A 17,898-nucleotide genomic window follows, 5' to 3' on the forward strand; every position below is an offset into this window, starting at 1 on the left:
GCTGTGTTCGATTTTGCACACATAGGGACCTGGGAGTGACGCTGATCTGAAAAGAGGCGCCGTATAGCGCTTTTTGTTCTTTTTTTCGAACACCCTATTGTCCTTTTCTGTCGTAGCTCCTAGGATTCGTTTGAGATTTCAAACGCTCTCCTTTTTCTACAATCAATAATTCGCGCCGTGTCTGTACGGTGCCGTTAAGGAAGCCGACATGCAGCTTAAAGATGCCCAGTTGTTCCGCCAGCAAGCCTTCATTGATGGCGTGTGGTTGGACGCGGACAACGGTCAGACCATCAAGGTCAACAACCCGGCCACCGGCGAGATCATCGGCACTGTGCCGAAGATGGGTGCTGCCGAAACCCGTCGTGCTATCGAAGCCGCCGACAAGGCGCTGCCAGCCTGGCGCGCGCTGACCGCCAAAGAACGTGCGGGCAAGCTGCGTCGTTGGTTCGAATTGATGATTGAGCATCAGGACGACCTGGCGCGTCTGATGACCACCGAACAAGGCAAGCCTCTGGCCGAAGCCAAGGGCGAGATCGTTTACGCTGCTTCCTTCATCGAGTGGTTCGCTGAAGAAGCCAAGCGCGTTTACGGCGACACTATTCCTGGCCACCAGCCAGACAAGCGCCTGATCGTGATCAAGCAGCCTATCGGCGTTACCGCGGCCATCACCCCGTGGAACTTCCCGGCGGCGATGATCACCCGTAAAGCCGGCCCGGCCCTGGCCGCTGGCTGCACCATGGTGCTCAAGCCTGCTTCGCAAACCCCGTACTCGGCCCTGGCCCTGGTTGAGCTGGCCACCCGCGCCGGTATCCCGGCTGGCGTGCTGAGCGTGGTCACCGGTAGCGCTGGCGACATCGGCAGCGAGCTGACCGGCAACCCGATCGTGCGCAAGCTGTCGTTCACCGGCTCGACCGAAATCGGTCGCCAGCTGATGGCCGAATGCGCCAAAGACATCAAGAAGGTTTCCCTGGAGCTGGGCGGTAACGCGCCGTTCATCGTGTTCGACGACGCTGACCTGGATAAGGCCGTTGAAGGCGCGATCATCTCCAAGTACCGCAACAACGGCCAGACCTGCGTCTGCGCCAACCGTATCTACGTGCAAGACGGCGTTTACGATGCCTTCGCCGAGAAGCTCAAGGCAGCTGTTGCCAAGCTGAAAATCGGTAACGGCCTGGAAGACGGCACCACCACCGGTCCGCTGATCGATGGCAAAGCGGTCGCCAAGGTTCAGGAACACATCGCTGACGCTGTTGAAAAAGGCGCTCAGGTACTGACTGGCGGCAAGCTGATCGAAGGCAACTTCTTCGAGCCGACCGTACTGGTCAACGTGCCGAACAACGCTGCAGTGGCCAAGGAAGAAACCTTCGGCCCACTGGCTCCGCTGTTCCGTTTCAAGGACGAGGCAGAAGTGATTGCCATGTCCAACGACACCGAGTTTGGTCTGGCCTCGTACTTCTATGCCCGCGACATGAGCCGTGTGTTCCGTGTTGCTGAAGCGCTGGAGTACGGCATGGTCGGTATCAACACCGGTCTGATCTCCAACGAAGTCTCGCCGTTCGGCGGTATCAAGGCCTCGGGCCTGGGCCGCGAAGGTTCCAAGTACGGCATTGAGGACTACCTGGAAATCAAATACCTGTGCATCAGCATCTGATCGCAGCGTAAGGCTTTACCTCTGCCAGCGGGGCGCGAGAGCGACGTCTCGCTGGCCTTTTTTACACCGTACACCCAGTGGCCTGGGCCCCTGCAGCAGTCGATCAACGCATGCTGCCTGCAGTTGAATACCGGCCACCTGACTTGAATCGCGCCACCTTGTGTGTGGCGAATTGAGGACACTATGAGCAAGACCAACGAATCTTTGATGCAACGCCGTGTCGCCGCCGTTCCACGTGGTGTTGGCCAGATCCACCCGATCTTCGCCGACTCGGCAAAGAACGCCACCGTTACCGACGTTGAAGGCCGCGAGTTCATCGACTTCGCTGGCGGTATCGCGGTACTGAACACCGGTCACGTGCATCCAAAGGTTATCGCTGCCGTTGAAGCCCAACTGCACAAACTGACCCACACCTGCTTCCAGGTGCTGGCGTACGAACCGTACGTAGAAGTCTGCGAGAAGATCAACGCTCGCGTTCCAGGCGACTTCGCCAAGAAAACCCTGCTGGTTACCACCGGTTCCGAAGCTGTTGAAAACGCCATCAAGATCGCGCGTGCCGCTACCGGCCGTGCTGGCGTGATCGCCTTCACCGGCGCTTACCACGGCCGTACCATGATGACCCTGGGTCTGACCGGTAAAGTCGTTCCTTACTCGGCCGGCATGGGCCTGATGCCAGGCGGTATCTTCCGTGCGCTGTACCCGAACGCACTGCACGGCGTGAGCATTGACGATTCGATCGCTTCGATCGAGCGTATCTTCAAGAACGACGCTGAAGCCCGTGACATCGCGGCAATCATCCTCGAGCCAGTACAGGGCGAAGGTGGTTTCTACGTTGCTCCTAAAGAGTTCATGCAGCGTCTGCGCGCCCTGTGCGACCAGCACGGCATTCTGCTGATCGCTGACGAAGTACAGACTGGCGCTGGCCGTACCGGCACCTTCTTCGCCATGGAGCAGATGGGCGTTGCCCCAGACCTGACCACCTTCGCTAAATCCATCGCGGGTGGTTTCCCACTGGCCGGTGTGTGCGGCAAGGCTGAATACATGGACGCCATCGCACCAGGCGGCCTGGGCGGCACCTACGCCGGTAGCCCGATCGCTTGCGCCGCAGCCCTGGCTGTAATGGAAGTGTTCGAAGAAGAGAAACTGCTGGAGCGCAGCCAGGCTGTTGGCGAGCGTCTGGTCGCTGGCCTGAAGAAGATCCAGGACAAGCACCCGATCATCGGTGAAGTGCGTGCTCTGGGCTCGATGATCGCTGTTGAAGTCGTCGAGAAAGCCGGTTCCCTGACCCCTAACGCTGCAGCAGTAGCGTCGGTTGTGGCCAAGGCTCGCGACAAGGGCCTGATCCTGCTGTCGTGCGGCACCTACGGCAACGTCCTGCGTATCCTGGTTCCGCTGACCTCGCCTGATGAGCAACTGGACAAAGGTCTGGCCATCATCGAAGAGTGCTTCGCAGAACTTGCGTAAACTGTGACGCACTAGAAGAAAAACCCGCTTCGGCGGGTTTTTTTTCGACTTCAGGAAGGCAACAAGGCTAAGGTTGCCAGTAAGGAGACACCTTGGAAGGTGCGCGGGATTGCGTGTCGTGAATTATTGGAGAGGCAAGTATGAGCACTACCAACCCACCTACAGCACCTTGCGTGTTGATTGCCGAGGGCGATCCCTGGGTACGGGAGATGCTCAGTCAAATGCTGCTCAGCGTGCGTTGCGACGCGCGTGTGCAGGTGTGTGCCGATGGCTCGCAGGCACTGGCGGCGTTGTCGTGCCAACCTGATTTGATCATTGCTGCTCGCGAGTTGCCGGGCGGTGATGGCCTGGACTTGCTGCGCAAGGTGCGGGCCAAAGGCCGCGAGTCGGTGCTGCCGTTCATTCTGATGAGCAACCGCAGTGACAGCGCCAGTGTGCGTGAAGCGTTGCCATACGCGCCTACGGCGTACTTGAGCAAACCGTTGAACATGGACTCCCTGCGCCACCGTCTGGAGGAGTTGCTGGTCAAGGTCGGTGAGCAGATCGCCTGCCCGGTGCCACCGCTGCAGCCGGGTATGACCTTGTCGCGTTTTCTTGAAGGGCGTCGGGCCACCGCCGATGGTGGTCCGTTGTTGGCTGACGTGCAGCAAGCCATTAAACGCAGCCTGAACCCGCAAGGGCTCAACCTGAAAACCCTGGAAGAAGAAATCCGCAACGACCCGCAGATTACGGCGGTGTTGATTGCCGCTGCCAACAGCGCGGCGCTGCACCGTGACGGCGCGGTGCAAACCTTGTTGCAGGCGTTGAACAAGCTGGGCACCACGCAAAGCATGAACCTGATTCTGGGCTTGGCACTCAAGCGCAGCGCCAAGCTCAGTGACCCGCTGCTGGCGCAACGGGCCGAGCATTTCTGGACACTGTCGCTGCATGCCGCCGAATATGCGCGCACCCTGGCGCGCATGCTGGAACTGGATCAGGAGCGTTGTTACTGCGCCGGGTTGCTGCATTGTCTGGGAGATCTGGCGCTGCTGCGCTGCCTGCAGGAGTGGCGGTTGTCCGGTGGGGAACTGGATGAGGACAGTGTCGAGTTGTCGCTCAATGAGTTTGGCGCGGCGTTCGGTTCGGCGCTGCGCACGCGCTGGCGTTTGCCGCTGGAACTGCGCGAGCTGATTGCTGCGATCTACCAGTTGGGCGGCGGGGTGTATTCGCGTGAAGCGTTGGTGATGAACCTGGCCGGGCAACTGGCGCGCTTGCCGGCTGAGCAGGGGCTCGAAGCGCTGGCTGACAGTCGCACTGCGCGGTTGCTCAAGGTGGGGATGGCGGAGTTGGGTAAGTTGCGTAAGGGGTGAGATCGCATCGCGGGGCAAGCCCGCTCCCACCAGTCTGTAGGAGCGGGCTTGCCTCGCGATAAGGCCCGATCAGCCAACCACAATCTGATTCTTGCCTTGACGCTTGGCCTGATACATCGCCGCATCCGCGCGCGCAAACAGGCTGTCGAGCGCCTCATCCGCCTCGGTAATGCCCGTCAGCCCCTGGCTCACGGTGACGCTGAAAGACTGGTCGTCATGGCTGAATCCCAAGCGCTGAATCTCGCGCTGCAAGCGTTCGGCAATCTGCTGGGCAATCTGCGGTGTACACCCCGGAAATACGGCGGCGAACTCTTCACCGCCAATCCGCCCGAACAGGTCGCCACGGCGCAGTACGGCTTTGCCGGTGTCAGCAATGCGCTGCAAAACGTAATCGCCTTCCTGGTGCCCGTAGGTGTCGTTGATCTGTTTGAAATCATCGATATCCAGTAGCAAGAAGGCGAGCGGCGTCTGCTCACGCCGCGCGCTGTCGAACGCTTCCTGGGCGCAGTCGAAGAAGTGTCGGCGGTTGCTGCTCTGGGTCAGAACGTCGGTGGTGGCCAGGTGTTGTAACTCACCTTCGAGGCGTTTCTTCTCGGTGATGTCTTCCGCCATGCCGACCACGATGACCCGATGGTTGTTGTCGGCCTGTTGGTTGATGAAGCACTTGTCGCTGAGCCAGCGCACTTTGCCGTCGGCATCGATGATGCGGTACTCGCGGTCTTCTACTGCACCTTTGACCAGCACCTCAGCCAGGCTGCGTTCGGCGTAGTCCAGGTCGTCGGGGTAGATGCTGTCGCGCCACTCGTTGTAGTCCGCCAGCAGCAGGCCAGCCGGGCGGCCAAAAATGCGCTCATACGCGGGGCTGACATACAGCACCTGGCGCGATTCCCAATCGAACGCCCAGAGCACGGCGTTGACGCTGTCGAGCAACGAGCTGAACAGCTGTTCACGCTCGCTCAGGCGTGCAACTTCGCCTTGCGCGTGCATCAGCGCGAGGAGGGTTTGGGCCGCTTCCGGTGGCTCATTACAGGGTGGGGACGTCGGTTTCTTATTGACCATTTGCGCGGAACTTCTCACACAGAGGCGGGCGGCCACGACCCGGCCCGCCACGCGGGCGTTGTGCCAGTCAGAGTAAGAATAGGCGGTGAAGTTCCAGGCGGCGCGCCCCGGGGTAGAGCGCGCCGATCAACGGCATCAGTTCAGGGCGGGGCGCAGCGAGTAGGTTTTCAGCTGGGCGGCGAAGTCGCGCAGCGACTGGATGCCACTGGCTTCGGCTTCATGTACCCACTCTTTGATGGCCGCCAGCATGTCGTGGCCATTGGAGCTGGTACGCAACCAGATTTGCTGCAGGGCCAGGCGTTTTTCGTAGATGGTTTTCAGCGCCTGGCTGTGTTCCAGCATGGTTTGAATACGCAGGTGATGGCGGTCTTCAAGCAGGCTGGTTTCCCGCGACAACAAGCGTTTGGCGCGGCGGAACTGATGGCGCACCGAGTCATCGACGCGTGCCAGTTCCTGTTTGACCAGCGGCGCGATGACCAGCTTGCGGTACTGGGCCATGATCTGGAAGCGGTTGTTGAGGATCGCCATGGCGGTGTCCATGTCCAGCTGGCCTTTGCCTTCGACCCGGTGGGCGATAGGCGCAACACGCTGGACCTTGGCCAGGCGCAGGAAGCAGAACAGCTTGATCCAGGCCCAGCCCATGTCGAACTCCCAGCGCTTGACCGACAGCTTGGCCGAGTTCGGGTAGGTGTGATGGTTGTTATGCAGCTCTTCGCCGCCAACGATGATGCCCCACGGCACGAGGTTGGTGGCAGCGTCGCGGCACTCGAAATTGCGATAGCCGACGGCATGGCCAAGGCCATTGATGACGCCAGCGGCCCAGAACGGAATCCACATCATCTGCACGGCCCAGATGGTGATGCCAGCGGTGCCGAACAGCAGCAGGTCGATCACCGCCATCAGGGCAATACCGCCGAGTTTGTAGCGCGAGTAGAGGTTGCGCTCGATCCAGTCTTCCGGGCAGTTCTTGCCGTAAATCCGCAGGGTTTCCGGATTCTGCGCTTCTTCGCGGTACAGCTCGGCGCCTTTGCGCAGGACGGTGGACAGGCCCAGGATGACCGGGCTGTGCGGGTCGTCGACGGTTTCGCACTTGGCGTGGTGCTTGCGGTGGATGGCCGTCCACTCGCGGGTGTTCTGCGCGGTGGTCAGCCACAGCCAGAAACGGAAAAAGTGCTTGAGCCCGGCGTTCAATTCCAGCGAGCGGTGGGCGGAATAACGGTGCAGGTAGACCGTGACACTGACGATGGTCACGTGAGTCATGACCAGGGTAACTGCCAGCAGTTGCCAGGCCGACAAGTTCAGCAAACCTTGGTACCACATAGGCGAAAGGGCCCTCTAGAACATAAGGAACAGCGGCAGCATTATCCCTGTACACACACAAATAAAACCAGTCGGCCTTTTAGATAGGAGGTCACGGGATATTTCTACCCTATAATCCCCCAATATTTTTTGTGGGCTTGTCTGTAGCTTATGTCTGCCTGAATTCATAGAATAAGTGCAACGTTTGAAACGATAGGCAGAGAGTCAGCCACCGGTAGAATCCAGGCTCTCACACCGAAGGATTCAAGCGCAGATGACTACGCATTACCGGCAGCTGACTCAGGGCCAACGTTACCAGATTGAGGCCGGTCTGAGCGCCGGAAAAAGCCAGGCAAGCATCGCGAAACAGGTTGGCGTACATCCCTCGACGATCAGTCGTGAGGTTCGCCGCAACAGCTCCCAGAAGACCTACAAAGCGGTTGCTGCGACCCATGAAAGTGATGCCCGTCGAGCGCAGGCGCGCAAGCACTGCAAGCCATTAACGTGGTTCAGCCATTATCTGCCGCTCTGGCTAAAACACGGTATGAGCCCGGAGCAGATTGCTCAGCGCCTGAAGCAAGAGCAGCCGGAGCGCGCGGTCAGTCACGAGTGGATTTATCGGTTTATCGCCACCGACAAACACGCAGGTGGCGAGTTATACAAGTATTTGCGGCACCGCAGGAAGCTGTACCGAAAACGCTACGGAAGCCACGACCGGCGCGGACAGTTGCGTAATCGCGTATCGATAACCGAGCGCCCTGCTGAGGTCGAAGCCCGCGAGCGTCTAGGTGATTGGGAGGGTGACACGGTGCATGGCGTAGGCGGCAATCTGGTCACGCTGGTTGATCGTAAAAGCGGCTACCTGAGCGCCTATCCGGTCAAGCGCAGGACGCGCCGGCAGGTAACGCGGGCGATCAATCTGTTGCTCAAGGGGCATGCTGTTCACACGCTGACGCTGGATAACGGGAAGGAGTTTGCCGGGCATGAACGCATTGCGCATCGGAGCCAGTGCCAAGTCTTTTTTGCAGAACCCTATTCATCCTGGCAGCGAGGCACTAATGAAAATACCAACGGCCTGCTCCGGCAGTATTTTCCCAAGGGCGGCGACTTCAGCAAGCTGACCGTCGAGGCGGTCAGTCGCGTGGTAACGAAGATCAATTTACGCCCGCGAAAACGCCTGGGCTGGAAGACGCCGTACGAAGTTTATGCAGGGGCGAGCGTTGCACTTATGTGTTGAATTCAGGCTGCTTCAATCCGAGACGCCATGCGCATGGCTGCGCTGTACCTGGTTTTGTCTGTGCTGTGGCTGGCACTCTCTGATCAAATATTGAGCAGCCTTTTCGATAATCCCCAGCAGCTGGCGCGTTGGCAATTGCTCAGTGCCTATGTCTGGGTGCTGTGCAGCGCCATGCTGATTTTCACTTCCCGCGCGCGTTTGTTGAATTTCATCGGTGTTGGCGCGCGTCTGCGGCGCGAAGACCGCGAACGCCTGCGCATGGCCGCAGCGGTTTTCGACAGCACCCTCGAAGGCGTGCTGGTAACCGATCGGGACGGTGTGATCGTGCATGTGAACCGGGCGTTCATGCGCATCACCGGCTACGAGCAGGATGAAGTCATCGGCCAGCGACCGAACAAGTTCAAGTCCGGGCGCCATGGCCCTGAGTTCTATCAGCAGATCTACGCGGCCCTGGACGAGAAGGGTGAGTGGAGCGGTGAGATCTGGAACCGGCGCAAAAGCGGCGAGGTGTACCCGCAATGGCAGACCATTTGCTCGATCCGCGATGACAGCGGTGAGGTCAGTCACTATGTCGCGGTGTTCAGCGACATCAGCGTGATCAAGCACACCGAGCGCGAGCTGGCCTACCTGGCCCATCATGACCCGCTCACCGACCTGCCCAACCGTCTGCTGTTCAACGACCGCGCCGAGCAGGCGCTGGCCGCCGCTCAGGCCAACAAGCGTGGTTGTGCCTTGTTGCTGCTGGACCTGGATCACTTCCAGAGCATCAACGATGGCCTTGGCCACAATGTTGGTGACCAATTGCTCAAGGCGGTGGGCGAGCGCCTCAAGGATTTGCTGGACAATGGCATGACCCTGGCGCGGCTGGGTGGCGACGAATTTGCCGTGTTGACCGAGCAATGCCCGCAAGTCGGCCACGCTGCGGCGCTGGCGCAAAACATTATCGACGCCATGAAGCAGCCCTTCGAGATCGATAACCAGCGCTTGTTCGTGGGTGTCAGCATTGGCATCAGCCTGTTCCCCAGCGATGCCCTCAGTGCTGAGCAGTTGCTGCGCAATGCCGACTCTGCGTTGTTCACGGCCAAGGCTTCAGGGCGCGCGGTCTACGCCCTGTATACCGAAGAAATGACGGCACACGCCCAGCAGCGGGTTGAAACGGCGGCTGAGTTGCGTCGGGCGTTGGAGCAGGAAGAATTGCGGGTTTACTACCAGCCGGTACACGACCTCAGCAACGGCACCATGATCGGTGTCGAAGCCTTGGTGCGCTGGCAGCATCCGGAGCGCGGGCTGGTGCCGCCGGGTGAGTTCATTCCAATTGCCGAGCGCACCGGGCTGATTGCCGATATCGATAGCTGGGTGTTGCATCAGGCCTGCGCGCAGATGGTGCAGTGGCAGGCTGAAGGGCGGTCGTTGCAGTACGTGGCGGTGAACATCTCCAGCCGCCTGTTTGGCCATCGTGAGTTGTTCCAGAAGGTTGCCAAGGTGCTGCACGACACCGGGCTGGACCCGGCGATGCTGGAGCTGGAAGTGACCGAAAGTGCGGTGATGGACGACCCGGAAATCGCCCTGGAACAGCTGCACCGTTTGCGTGAGCTGGGGCTACGCCTGGCCATCGATGACTTTGGGACGGGCTATTCGTCGCTGCTGCGACTCAAGCGTTTGCCGGTGCAGAAACTCAAGATCGACCAGGGTTTTGTCGCCGGTTTGCCGTGGGACGAAGACGATGTGGCGATTGTTCGGGTGATCATCGCCCTGGGCAACAGCATGGGCATGCAGGTACTTGCCGAAGGCATCGAGCAGGCGGAGCAAGCGCGGTTCTTGCTCGAACATGGCTGCCAGCTGGGTCAGGGCTACTGGTTCGGGCGGCCGGTTCCGGTGCATCAGCTGGGCTGATCACCACACAACGGTAGGAGCGGGCTTGCCCCGCGATAGCGGTTTGTCAGGTACACCGCTATCGCGGGGCAAGCCCGCTCCCACAGTAGTAGGTTTTGGTTATATAAAAATTCTTAAATAGTATTTTTAAGAATATTCAAGCCCCCCTAAGATTGCTCTCAAGCCAGGTGCAGTCTTTCCCCTTCGCGCAACTGCACGGCACCTTTTATTCACAGGAGCACGAGCATGAGCGCATCTCTGCGTAGCGTTGACGGTCAGGACGAAGCAACCATTCTGCGCGAAATCCAGAGCGCCTTGCGCGACCTGCGTTTTGGCGCGGTGGAGATCACCGTGCACAACGCTCAGGTTGTGCAGATCGAACGCAAGGAAAAGTTCCGCCTGCAGAACCCAGGCCACAAGCCCGCCTGACCCTCTGTTGGAGCGGGCTTGCCCCGCGATGAATACGCCACCGAATTAGAAAAAAATAGCCAATCGGGAGCTTCACCATGTCCATCCGCCGTTATGCCCTGGCAGCACTCGCCAGCGCCGTTTTTGCCGGTTCCGCCATCGCCAAGGACTACGAGTTGTTGAACGTGTCCTACGATCCGACCCGCGAGCTGTACCAGCAATACAACGCCGAGTTCATCAAACACTGGCAGCAGGCTCACCCGGACGACAAGGTGAAGATCCAGCAGTCCCACGGTGGCTCGGGCAAGCAGGCCCGGGCGGTGATCGACGGTCTGCGCGCCGACGTGGTGACCCTGGCCCTGGCCGGTGACATCGACGAAGTGGCCAAGCTCGGCAAAACCCTGCCGGACAACTGGCAGGCCCGCCTGCCGGACGCCAGCACGCCGTACACCTCGACCATCGTGTTCCTGGTGCGCAAAGGCAACCCCAAAGGCATCAAGGACTGGGGCGATCTGGTCAAAAATGACGTATCGGTAATTACCCCGAACCCGAAAACCTCCGGCGGTGCGCGCTGGAACTTCCTCGCCGCCTGGGCCTATGGCCTGAAAACCGGTGGCAGTGAAGCCAAGGCCCAGGAGTACGTGAAGGAACTGTTCAAGCGTGTACCGGTGCTGGATACCGGTGCCCGTGGCTCGACCATTACCTTCGTCAACAACGGTCAGGGTGACGTGTTGCTGGCCTGGGAAAACGAAGCCTTCCTGGCCCTCAAGGAAGAGGGTGGTGCCGACAAATTCGACATCGTTGTGCCGTCGCTGTCGATTCTCGCCGAGCCGCCAGTGGCCGTGGTCGACAAGAATGCGCAAAAGAAAGGCAACGAGAAAATCGCCGAGGAATACCTCAAGTACCTGTACAGCCCAGCCGGGCAGAAGATCGCGGCAGAGAACTTCTACCGTCCACGTGATGAGAAAGTGGCCGCCGAATACGCCAAACAGTTCCCGAAACTGGACCTGGTAACTATCGACAAAGACTTCGGTGGCTGGAAGACTGCGCAGCCCAAGTTCTTTAACGATGGTGGTGTGTTCGACCAGATCTACACGGCTCAGTAATTTGCAGCCGTCAGGATAATCGCCGTTCAGTAGCCAGCATGGGCCCGGGATTTGTCCCGGGCTTCGTGCGTTCAACCAGGGACCTTTATGTCACGTCGTATCTCCCCCGTCATACCCGGCTTCGGGCTGACGCTGGGCTACACCTTGGTGTACCTCAGTCTGATTGTGCTCATACCGCTGGCGGCCATGTTCATACATGCCTCCCAGCTCACCTGGGAGCAGTTCTGGGCCATTGTCAGTGCGCCGCGTGTCCTCGCCGCATTGAAACTGAGCTTCGGTACTGCCCTTTTCGCCGCCATCATCAACGGTATCATCGGCACACTGCTGGCCTGGGTGCTGGTGCGCTACACCTTCCCGGGGCGCAAGATCATCGAGGCGATGATCGACCTGCCGTTCGCCCTGCCTACCGCGGTAGCGGGTATCGCCCTGACGGCGTTGTATGCGCCAGCGGGTCTGGTCGGGCAGTTCGCAACCGATCTGGGCTTCAAGATCGCCTACACCCCCCTGGGTATTACCCTGGCGTTGACCTTCGTGACGCTGCCCTTTGTGGTGCGGACCGTGCAGCCGGTACTGGCCGACATCCCCCGGGAAGTCGAAGAAGCCGCCGCCTGCCTGGGCGCCAAGCCGCTGCAGGTGTTCCGCTATGTGCTGTTGCCAGCCCTGTTGCCGGCCTGGCTGACCGGTTTTGCCCTGGCCTTCGCTCGGGGGGTGGGCGAGTACGGTTCGGTGATTTTCATCGCCGGTAACATGCCGATGAAAACCGAGATCCTGCCGCTGCTGATCATGGTCAAGCTCGACCAATACGACTACACCGGCGCTACTGCCATCGGCGTGTTGATGCTGGTGGTTTCCTTCATCCTGTTGCTGCTGATCAACCTGCTGCAGCGGCGCATTGAAACCCCTTGAAGGAGGCCAAAACCATGTCTGCAACGTCTATTGGTGCGGCCGCTTCGGCCAACGCTGCCCGCCGCGGCAGTGCTACTTCACGGCGAATTCTGATCAGCCTTGCCTGGCTGATCTTTGCCTTGTTTCTGTTGTTGCCGCTGGTCATCGTGGTGTCTCAGGGCCTGAAAATGGGCCTGGGCACTTTCTTTGAGGCGATCTTCGAGCCCGATGCCCTGTCGGCCCTGAAGCTGACCCTGGTTGCCGTGGCCATCTCGGTGCCGCTGAACCTGGTGTTTGGTGTCAGCGCAGCCTGGTGTGTGAGCAAGTACAACTTCCGCGGCAAAAGTATTCTGGTGACGCTGATCGACTTGCCGTTCTCGGTGTCGCCAGTGATTGCCGGTCTGGTCTATGTCTTGATGTTCGGTGCCCAGGGGCTGTTCGGCCCGTGGCTGCAGGATCACGATATCCAGATCGTCTTCGCCTTGCCGGGGATTGTGCTGGCGACCATCTTCGTCACCGTGCCCTTTGTGGCCCGCGAACTGATCCCGCTGATGCAAGAGCAGGGCACTCAGGAAGAGGAGGCGGCGCGCTTGCTCGGCGCCAACGGCTGGCAGATGTTCTGGCACGTGACACTGCCCAACATCAAATGGGGCCTGATCTACGGCGTGGTGCTGTGTACGGCGCGGGCGATGGGTGAGTTTGGTGCGGTGTCGGTGGTTTCCGGGCATATTCGCGGGGTGACCAACACCTTGCCGTTGCACGTCGAGATCCTCTACAACGAATACAACCACGTCGCGGCCTTCAGTGTGGCCAGCCTGTTGCTGATCCTGGCGCTCTTCATCCTGCTGCTCAAGCAGTGGAGCGAGTCTCGCATTAACCGCCTGCGCCACAGCGCCGCGGAGGAATAATTCATGTCGATCGAAGTTCGTAATGTCAGCAAGCGCTTCAACGCTTTCCAGGCCCTGGACAGCATCAACCTGGATATCCACAGCGGTGAGCTGGTCGCACTGTTGGGTCCGTCCGGCTGCGGCAAAACCACCCTGTTGCGGATTATTGCCGGCCTGGAGACCCCAGATCAGGGCAGCATCGTGTTCCACGGCGAAGATGTGTCGGGTCACGATGTGCGTGATCGCAACGTCGGTTTCGTGTTCCAGCACTACGCGCTGTTCCGCCACATGAGCGTGTTCGACAACGTCGCCTTCGGCTTGCGCATGAAGCCCAAGGGCGAGCGCCCGAGCGAAAGCAAAATTGCCGAGAAAGTCCACGAGCTGCTGAACATGGTGCAGCTCGACTGGCTCAGCGATCGCTACCCGGAGCAGCTGTCTGGTGGTCAGCGCCAGCGTATCGCCCTGGCTCGTGCCCTGGCAGTGGAGCCCAAGGTGCTGCTGCTCGATGAGCCGTTTGGAGCATTGGATGCCAAGGTGCGTAAAGAGCTGCGCCGCTGGCTGGCGCGCCTGCACGAAGACATCAACCTGACCTCGGTATTCGTGACCCACGACCAGGAAGAGGCGATGGAAGTCGCTGACCGCATTGTGGTGATGAACAAGGGCGTGATCGAGCAGATCGGTTCGCCGGGCGAGGTTTACGAGAACCCGGCCAGTGATTTCGTTTACCACTTCCTCGGCGACTCCAACCGCCTACACTTGAGCGAAGATCATCACGTGCTGTTCCGTCCGCACGAAGTGTCGTTGTCGCGTCATGAAGTGGAAGGCCACCATGCTGCGGAAGTGCGTGACATCCGGCCACTGGGAGCGACTACGCGGGTGACCCTGAAGGTAGAAGGGCAAAGCGAGCTGATCGAGGCTGAGGTGGTCAAGGACCACGACAGCCTGAGCGGCCTGGCGCGGGGTGAAACCCTGTTCTTCAAACCTAAGGTTTGGCAGAAAGTCGCCAACATCTGATGCACTGATCGCGGGGCAAGCCCGCTCCCACCTGGTTTATATACCACCGGTGGGAGCGGGCTTGCCCCGCGATGCGTTTACCCCTCCAGCACCTCCCTCCCTGCACACACATATGCTTTTTTCTCATTAAAAGTATCGGGCAAATGCATTTGCTCTAGCTCTGCCGCACTCCTTATAAATGCAGTTACTTATTCGCTAAATATCTTTCAAAAGATAAATAAATAACTAGCAGGAATATGTATTCCTGATCAGGAGCCGCTCATGAGTCCGACCCTTCGCGTTGCCCCTCTCTCTTCACGACGGCTCAAGCGCCTGCCTCTGGCCATGCTGCTGGCTGGCAGTGCGCAGTGGTTGCCGGTGCAGGCTGCCGAGCCGCAACAAGCGGCGGTGAAAGCCAGCGAGAGCCAGCTTAAAACCGTGACGGTGACGGCACGACGCCGTGAGGAGAGTGCCCAGGACGTGCCGACCCCGATCAGCGTGCTCGATGGCCAGACCCTGGAAACCCAGCGGGTGTATCGCATCCAGGACCTGCAGCAACTGGTGCCCAGTGTCAACGTGGCGTACATGCATGCGCGCCAGTCCAGCGTGTCGATTCGCGGTCTGGGCAACAACCCGGCCAGTGATGGCCTGGAAGGCAGCGTTGGCCTGTATCTGGACAACGTCTACCTCGGCCGCCCAGGCATGGCAGTATTCGATCTGATGGACATCGAACAACTGGAAGTCTTGCGCGGCCCGCAAGGCACCTTGTTCGGCAAGAACACCACCGCCGGGGTGATCAACATCAGCACCCGGGCGCCGAGCTTTACCCCGGAGCGCAGCATCGAGACCTCGGTGGGCGAAGACGGTTACTTCCAGACCAAGGGCACCTTGTCTGGCCCGTTGAACGAAACCCTGGCCGGGCGTATTTCCGCCTACCGCACCCGTAGCGACGGTGACATCAAGAACGAATTTGACGGCAATACCCTCAACGGCGGTTCGCGCCAGGGCTTTCGTGGGCAATTGCTGTACAAGCCCAACGAGCAGTTCAACCTGCGCTGGATCGGCGACTACAACGAAGAGGACTCCAGCGCCGGGACCCGCTTGCTGTACAGCACCGGGCCGACCATCAATGGCGTCAACCGTTACGAAGCACGCGCCAAGGCCGCGGGTGCCACGCTGATCGATGGCGACAAGCGCAAGGTCAACCTCGACACCGACCAGCAGGTAACGGTGTTCCAGGGCGGCACCTCGCTGGAGGCCAACTGGACCCTGGACAACGATTTCACCCTGACCTCGGTCACCGCCTACCGCTGGTGGGATTTCACCCCGCGCAACGATGAGGGCCTGAACGTGCCTGCGGCGTACAACTCCGGGGTTTCGGTGCGCGATAAGCAGTACTCGCAGGAGTTTCGCCTGGCCTCACCCACCGGTGGCTTCTTCGACTATGTGTTGGGTGCCTATTACTTCGGCTCCGACCTGGATAACAAATCCTTCGTGTACTACGGCCCCCAGGCCGATATCTGGAACGGTACGCCCGCGGGCGCCCTGGCCAACGTCACTACCTTGGGCAAAGGCCACATCGAAACCGACAGCTTTGCCCTGTTCGGCCAAGGCACCTGGCACCTGAGCGAGCGCCTGGACTTTACCGCCGGTATACGCGGCACCTATGAAGAAAAAAGTGCCTGGGTAAACCGCGACGCGCCTGTGGGTGGGGCTGACGTCACCGGGGCCGCCGCCGCTGTTCGCCAGGGGCGTACCGGCGCTTACGACTCGGGCGACCTCAACCAGTACACCTTCAGTCCTTCGGGCCTGCTCAACCTGAGTTATCACTTTACCGATGACCTGCTGGGCTACGCCACCGTGTCCCACGGGGAGAAGTCCGGCGGGGTCAACCTGGCCGTGGCAACTGCACCGGTGGCCGGTGCCGATTCGCTGCTGGTAGGTACCGAGCGCGCCAACAACGCTGAGCTGGGCTTGAAAAGCACGCTCTGGGACCGCCGCCTGCAGCTCAACGCCAACCTGTTCTGGACCGAGGTGCACGGCTACCAGACCAACGCCTATGACGAAGCCAACCGCGTGCAGTACCTGACCAACGCCGGTTCCGTGCGTTCACGCGGGGTAGAAGTGGAGAGCACGCTGGTGCCGGTGCGTGGCCTGACCTTGAACCTCAATGGCTCGTACAACGATGTGCGCTACCTGTCCTACAAAGATGCCCCTTGCGCGCCGGAAGTCGCCCTGCGCCCCGGTGCACCGGCCTCCTGCGATCTCACTGGCCATCAGGTGGTCGGCGCCTCGAAGTGGATCGCCAATGCCAACGGCCAGTACCAATGGGACCTGGACAACGGCCTGCAGCCGTATGTCACCGCCAGCTACGCCTTCCGCTCCAAAGCCGTCGGTACCGTCGAAGACTCCGACTTCGCGCAGATCCCCAGCTACGCCGTGGTCAACCTGTCCACAGGCCTGCGCGGCGATCTCGGCCAAGGGCAGTGGGATGTCTCGCTGTGGCTGAAAAACGCCTTCGACAAAACCTACTACACCACCCTCTGGAGCGCAGCCAACGGTGGCTATGAAGGGCTGGCGGGCACCCCGCGAACCCTCGGGCTGACTGGTCGTTACGACTTCTGAAGGCGGTTTCTCCATGCCTGCCTTGAATACTTTCAATGCGCGGCAGGCATGGCTTTTCCAACACCTGTCTGCAGGCCTCGAACCACGGGGCTTTGAGGAAAACGCCGGTTTTATATATTCGTTTTGGTTCTATTTTTAACTTTAAAAATTACTTTATGAACTAAGCAGTGTGCATCAATGATTCAGGCAACGCAGGCCATTGACGGGCTTGCGATGAAACACACAGAGACTCCAGGAGCTGATCAATGGGTAATGTCCAGACCGCCGCCGCGCTCAATGTGCTTTGGCGCCAGACGCCAAGTGCGGAGCTGGTTGATCTTGGTCGAGCGCACCGCTTGCCCTTGGCGCAGCAGCGTTTGCAGCGCACGCCGCGCAGTGCCCTGGGGCGTCAGGAAAAAATCCTCCTGGGGCTGTTCGCCCTGGCCTTGCATGGCGCTGTCGCCTATTGGCTCAGTCAGGCGCCTACGCCGGTGCTGCCGGTGGTACCGCCGCAAATCCCCCCGATGACCATTGAGTTTTCCCAACCTGCACCACCGGCCGTTGAACCGCCGCCACCCGCGCCGCCACCGGCCGTGGTCGAGCCACCGCCGCCAGTGGTTGATGAACTGGCGGCCAAACCTGCGCCTAAGCCGGTGCCTAAACCCAAGCCGCAGCCCAAACCAAAGCCGGCGCCCAAGCCTGCGCCAACGCCCGCGCCCAAGGCGGTCGAACCAGCGCCTGCGCCCACGCCAGCGGTTGCCGCACCGGCGCCGCCCGCACCGGCACCGATCACGCCAGCCTCGGCCAGCGCCGGGTACCTGAAGAACCCGGCGCCGGAGTACCCGGCACTGGCCCATCGGCGTGGCTGGGAAGGCACGGTGTTGTTGCGAGTGCATGTGCTGGCCAGCGGCAAGCCGGGGGAGATTCAGCTGCAAAGCAGTAGCGGTCGCCAACAGCTCGACGATGCCGCGTTGGCGGCGGTCAAGCGCTGGAGTTTCGCTCCGGCCAAGCAGGGTGCAGTGGCCGTGGACGGCTGGGTCAGCGTGCCAATCGAATTCAAGATCCACTAATTCGCGCTAACAGA

The 17,898-nt window shown here is 60.2% G+C and carries 14 protein-coding genes; 12 read left to right on the forward strand and 2 right to left on the reverse strand.

What is annotated here, in order from left to right:
• Positions 1–208 precede the first annotated feature (208 nt).
• The 3 genes from gabD to ACVWSC_RS00795 all read left to right on the forward strand — a co-directional run bounded on the left by gabD (position 209) and on the right by ACVWSC_RS00795 (position 4,464).
• Positions 209–1,651, forward strand: coding sequence for an NADP-dependent succinate-semialdehyde dehydrogenase (gabD, locus tag ACVWSC_RS00785; RefSeq protein WP_133216358.1), 1,443 nt, complete (start codon positions 209–211; stop codon positions 1,649–1,651).
• Positions 1,652–1,834: 183 nt separating this feature from the next.
• The gene (gene gabT, locus ACVWSC_RS00790) at positions 1,835–3,115 is read left to right on the forward strand and encodes a 4-aminobutyrate--2-oxoglutarate transaminase (protein ID WP_133216359.1); all 1,281 of its coding nucleotides are present in this window, start codon (positions 1,835–1,837) and stop codon (positions 3,113–3,115) included.
• 140 nt (positions 3,116–3,255) lie between these two features.
• A complete protein-coding gene (locus ACVWSC_RS00795) occupies positions 3,256–4,464 on the forward strand; it encodes an HDOD domain-containing protein (RefSeq protein WP_442111339.1) in 1,209 nt (402 codons plus the stop codon).
• Between the two features lie 69 nt (positions 4,465–4,533).
• On the opposite strand, the gene ACVWSC_RS00800 is transcribed toward ACVWSC_RS00795, so the two are convergent.
• On the reverse strand, positions 4,534–5,523 hold the full coding sequence (locus tag ACVWSC_RS00800) for a GGDEF domain-containing protein (protein WP_442111341.1): 990 nt from the start codon (positions 5,521–5,523) through the stop codon (positions 4,534–4,536).
• Between the two features lie 135 nt (positions 5,524–5,658).
• A complete protein-coding gene (gene desA / locus ACVWSC_RS00805) occupies positions 5,659–6,843 on the reverse strand; it encodes a delta-9 fatty acid desaturase DesA (RefSeq protein WP_442111343.1) in 1,185 nt (394 codons plus the stop codon).
• A 253-nt stretch (positions 6,844–7,096) separates the two neighbouring features.
• Here desA and ACVWSC_RS00810 point away from each other — a divergent pair, with 253 nt between their 5' ends.
• The 9 genes from ACVWSC_RS00810 to ACVWSC_RS00850 all read left to right on the forward strand — a co-directional run bounded on the left by ACVWSC_RS00810 (position 7,097) and on the right by ACVWSC_RS00850 (position 17,884).
• Positions 7,097–8,059, forward strand: coding sequence for an IS30-like element ISPsme1 family transposase (locus tag ACVWSC_RS00810; protein ID WP_442107591.1), 963 nt, complete (start codon positions 7,097–7,099; stop codon positions 8,057–8,059).
• Positions 8,060–8,092: 33 nt separating this feature from the next.
• Positions 8,093–9,952 carry a phosphodiesterase DibA gene (dibA, locus tag ACVWSC_RS00815; RefSeq protein WP_442114238.1) on the forward strand — a complete coding sequence of 620 codons (1,860 nt, stop codon included), beginning with the start codon at positions 8,093–8,095 and terminating at the stop codon, positions 9,950–9,952.
• 225 nt (positions 9,953–10,177) lie between these two features.
• Entirely contained in the window at positions 10,178–10,360 is a 183-nt protein-coding gene (oscA, locus tag ACVWSC_RS00820; protein WP_442111345.1) for a sulfur starvation response protein OscA, read from the forward strand.
• 77 nt (positions 10,361–10,437) lie between these two features.
• Entirely contained in the window at positions 10,438–11,445 is a 1,008-nt protein-coding gene (locus ACVWSC_RS00825) for a sulfate ABC transporter substrate-binding protein (RefSeq protein ID WP_442111347.1), read from the forward strand.
• Between the two features lie 87 nt (positions 11,446–11,532).
• Positions 11,533–12,351, forward strand: coding sequence for a sulfate ABC transporter permease subunit CysT (gene cysT / locus ACVWSC_RS00830; RefSeq protein ID WP_133216366.1), 819 nt, complete (start codon positions 11,533–11,535; stop codon positions 12,349–12,351).
• Positions 12,352–12,365: 14 nt separating this feature from the next.
• On the forward strand, positions 12,366–13,238 hold the full coding sequence (cysW, locus tag ACVWSC_RS00835) for a sulfate ABC transporter permease subunit CysW (protein ID WP_442111349.1): 873 nt from the start codon (positions 12,366–12,368) through the stop codon (positions 13,236–13,238).
• Positions 13,239–13,241: 3 nt separating this feature from the next.
• Complete coding sequence (locus tag ACVWSC_RS00840; RefSeq protein ID WP_442111351.1) at positions 13,242–14,231, forward strand: sulfate/molybdate ABC transporter ATP-binding protein; 990 nt, start codon at positions 13,242–13,244, stop codon at positions 14,229–14,231.
• A 261-nt stretch (positions 14,232–14,492) separates the two neighbouring features.
• On the forward strand, positions 14,493–16,835 hold the full coding sequence (locus tag ACVWSC_RS00845; protein WP_442111353.1) for a TonB-dependent receptor: 2,343 nt from the start codon (positions 14,493–14,495) through the stop codon (positions 16,833–16,835).
• 245 nt (positions 16,836–17,080) lie between these two features.
• Positions 17,081–17,884 carry an energy transducer TonB gene (locus ACVWSC_RS00850; RefSeq protein WP_442111355.1) on the forward strand — a complete coding sequence of 268 codons (804 nt, stop codon included), beginning with the start codon at positions 17,081–17,083 and terminating at the stop codon, positions 17,882–17,884.
• Positions 17,885–17,898: the final 14 nt, after the last annotated feature.

This window comes from Pseudomonas sp. NUPR-002, assembly GCF_056322725.1.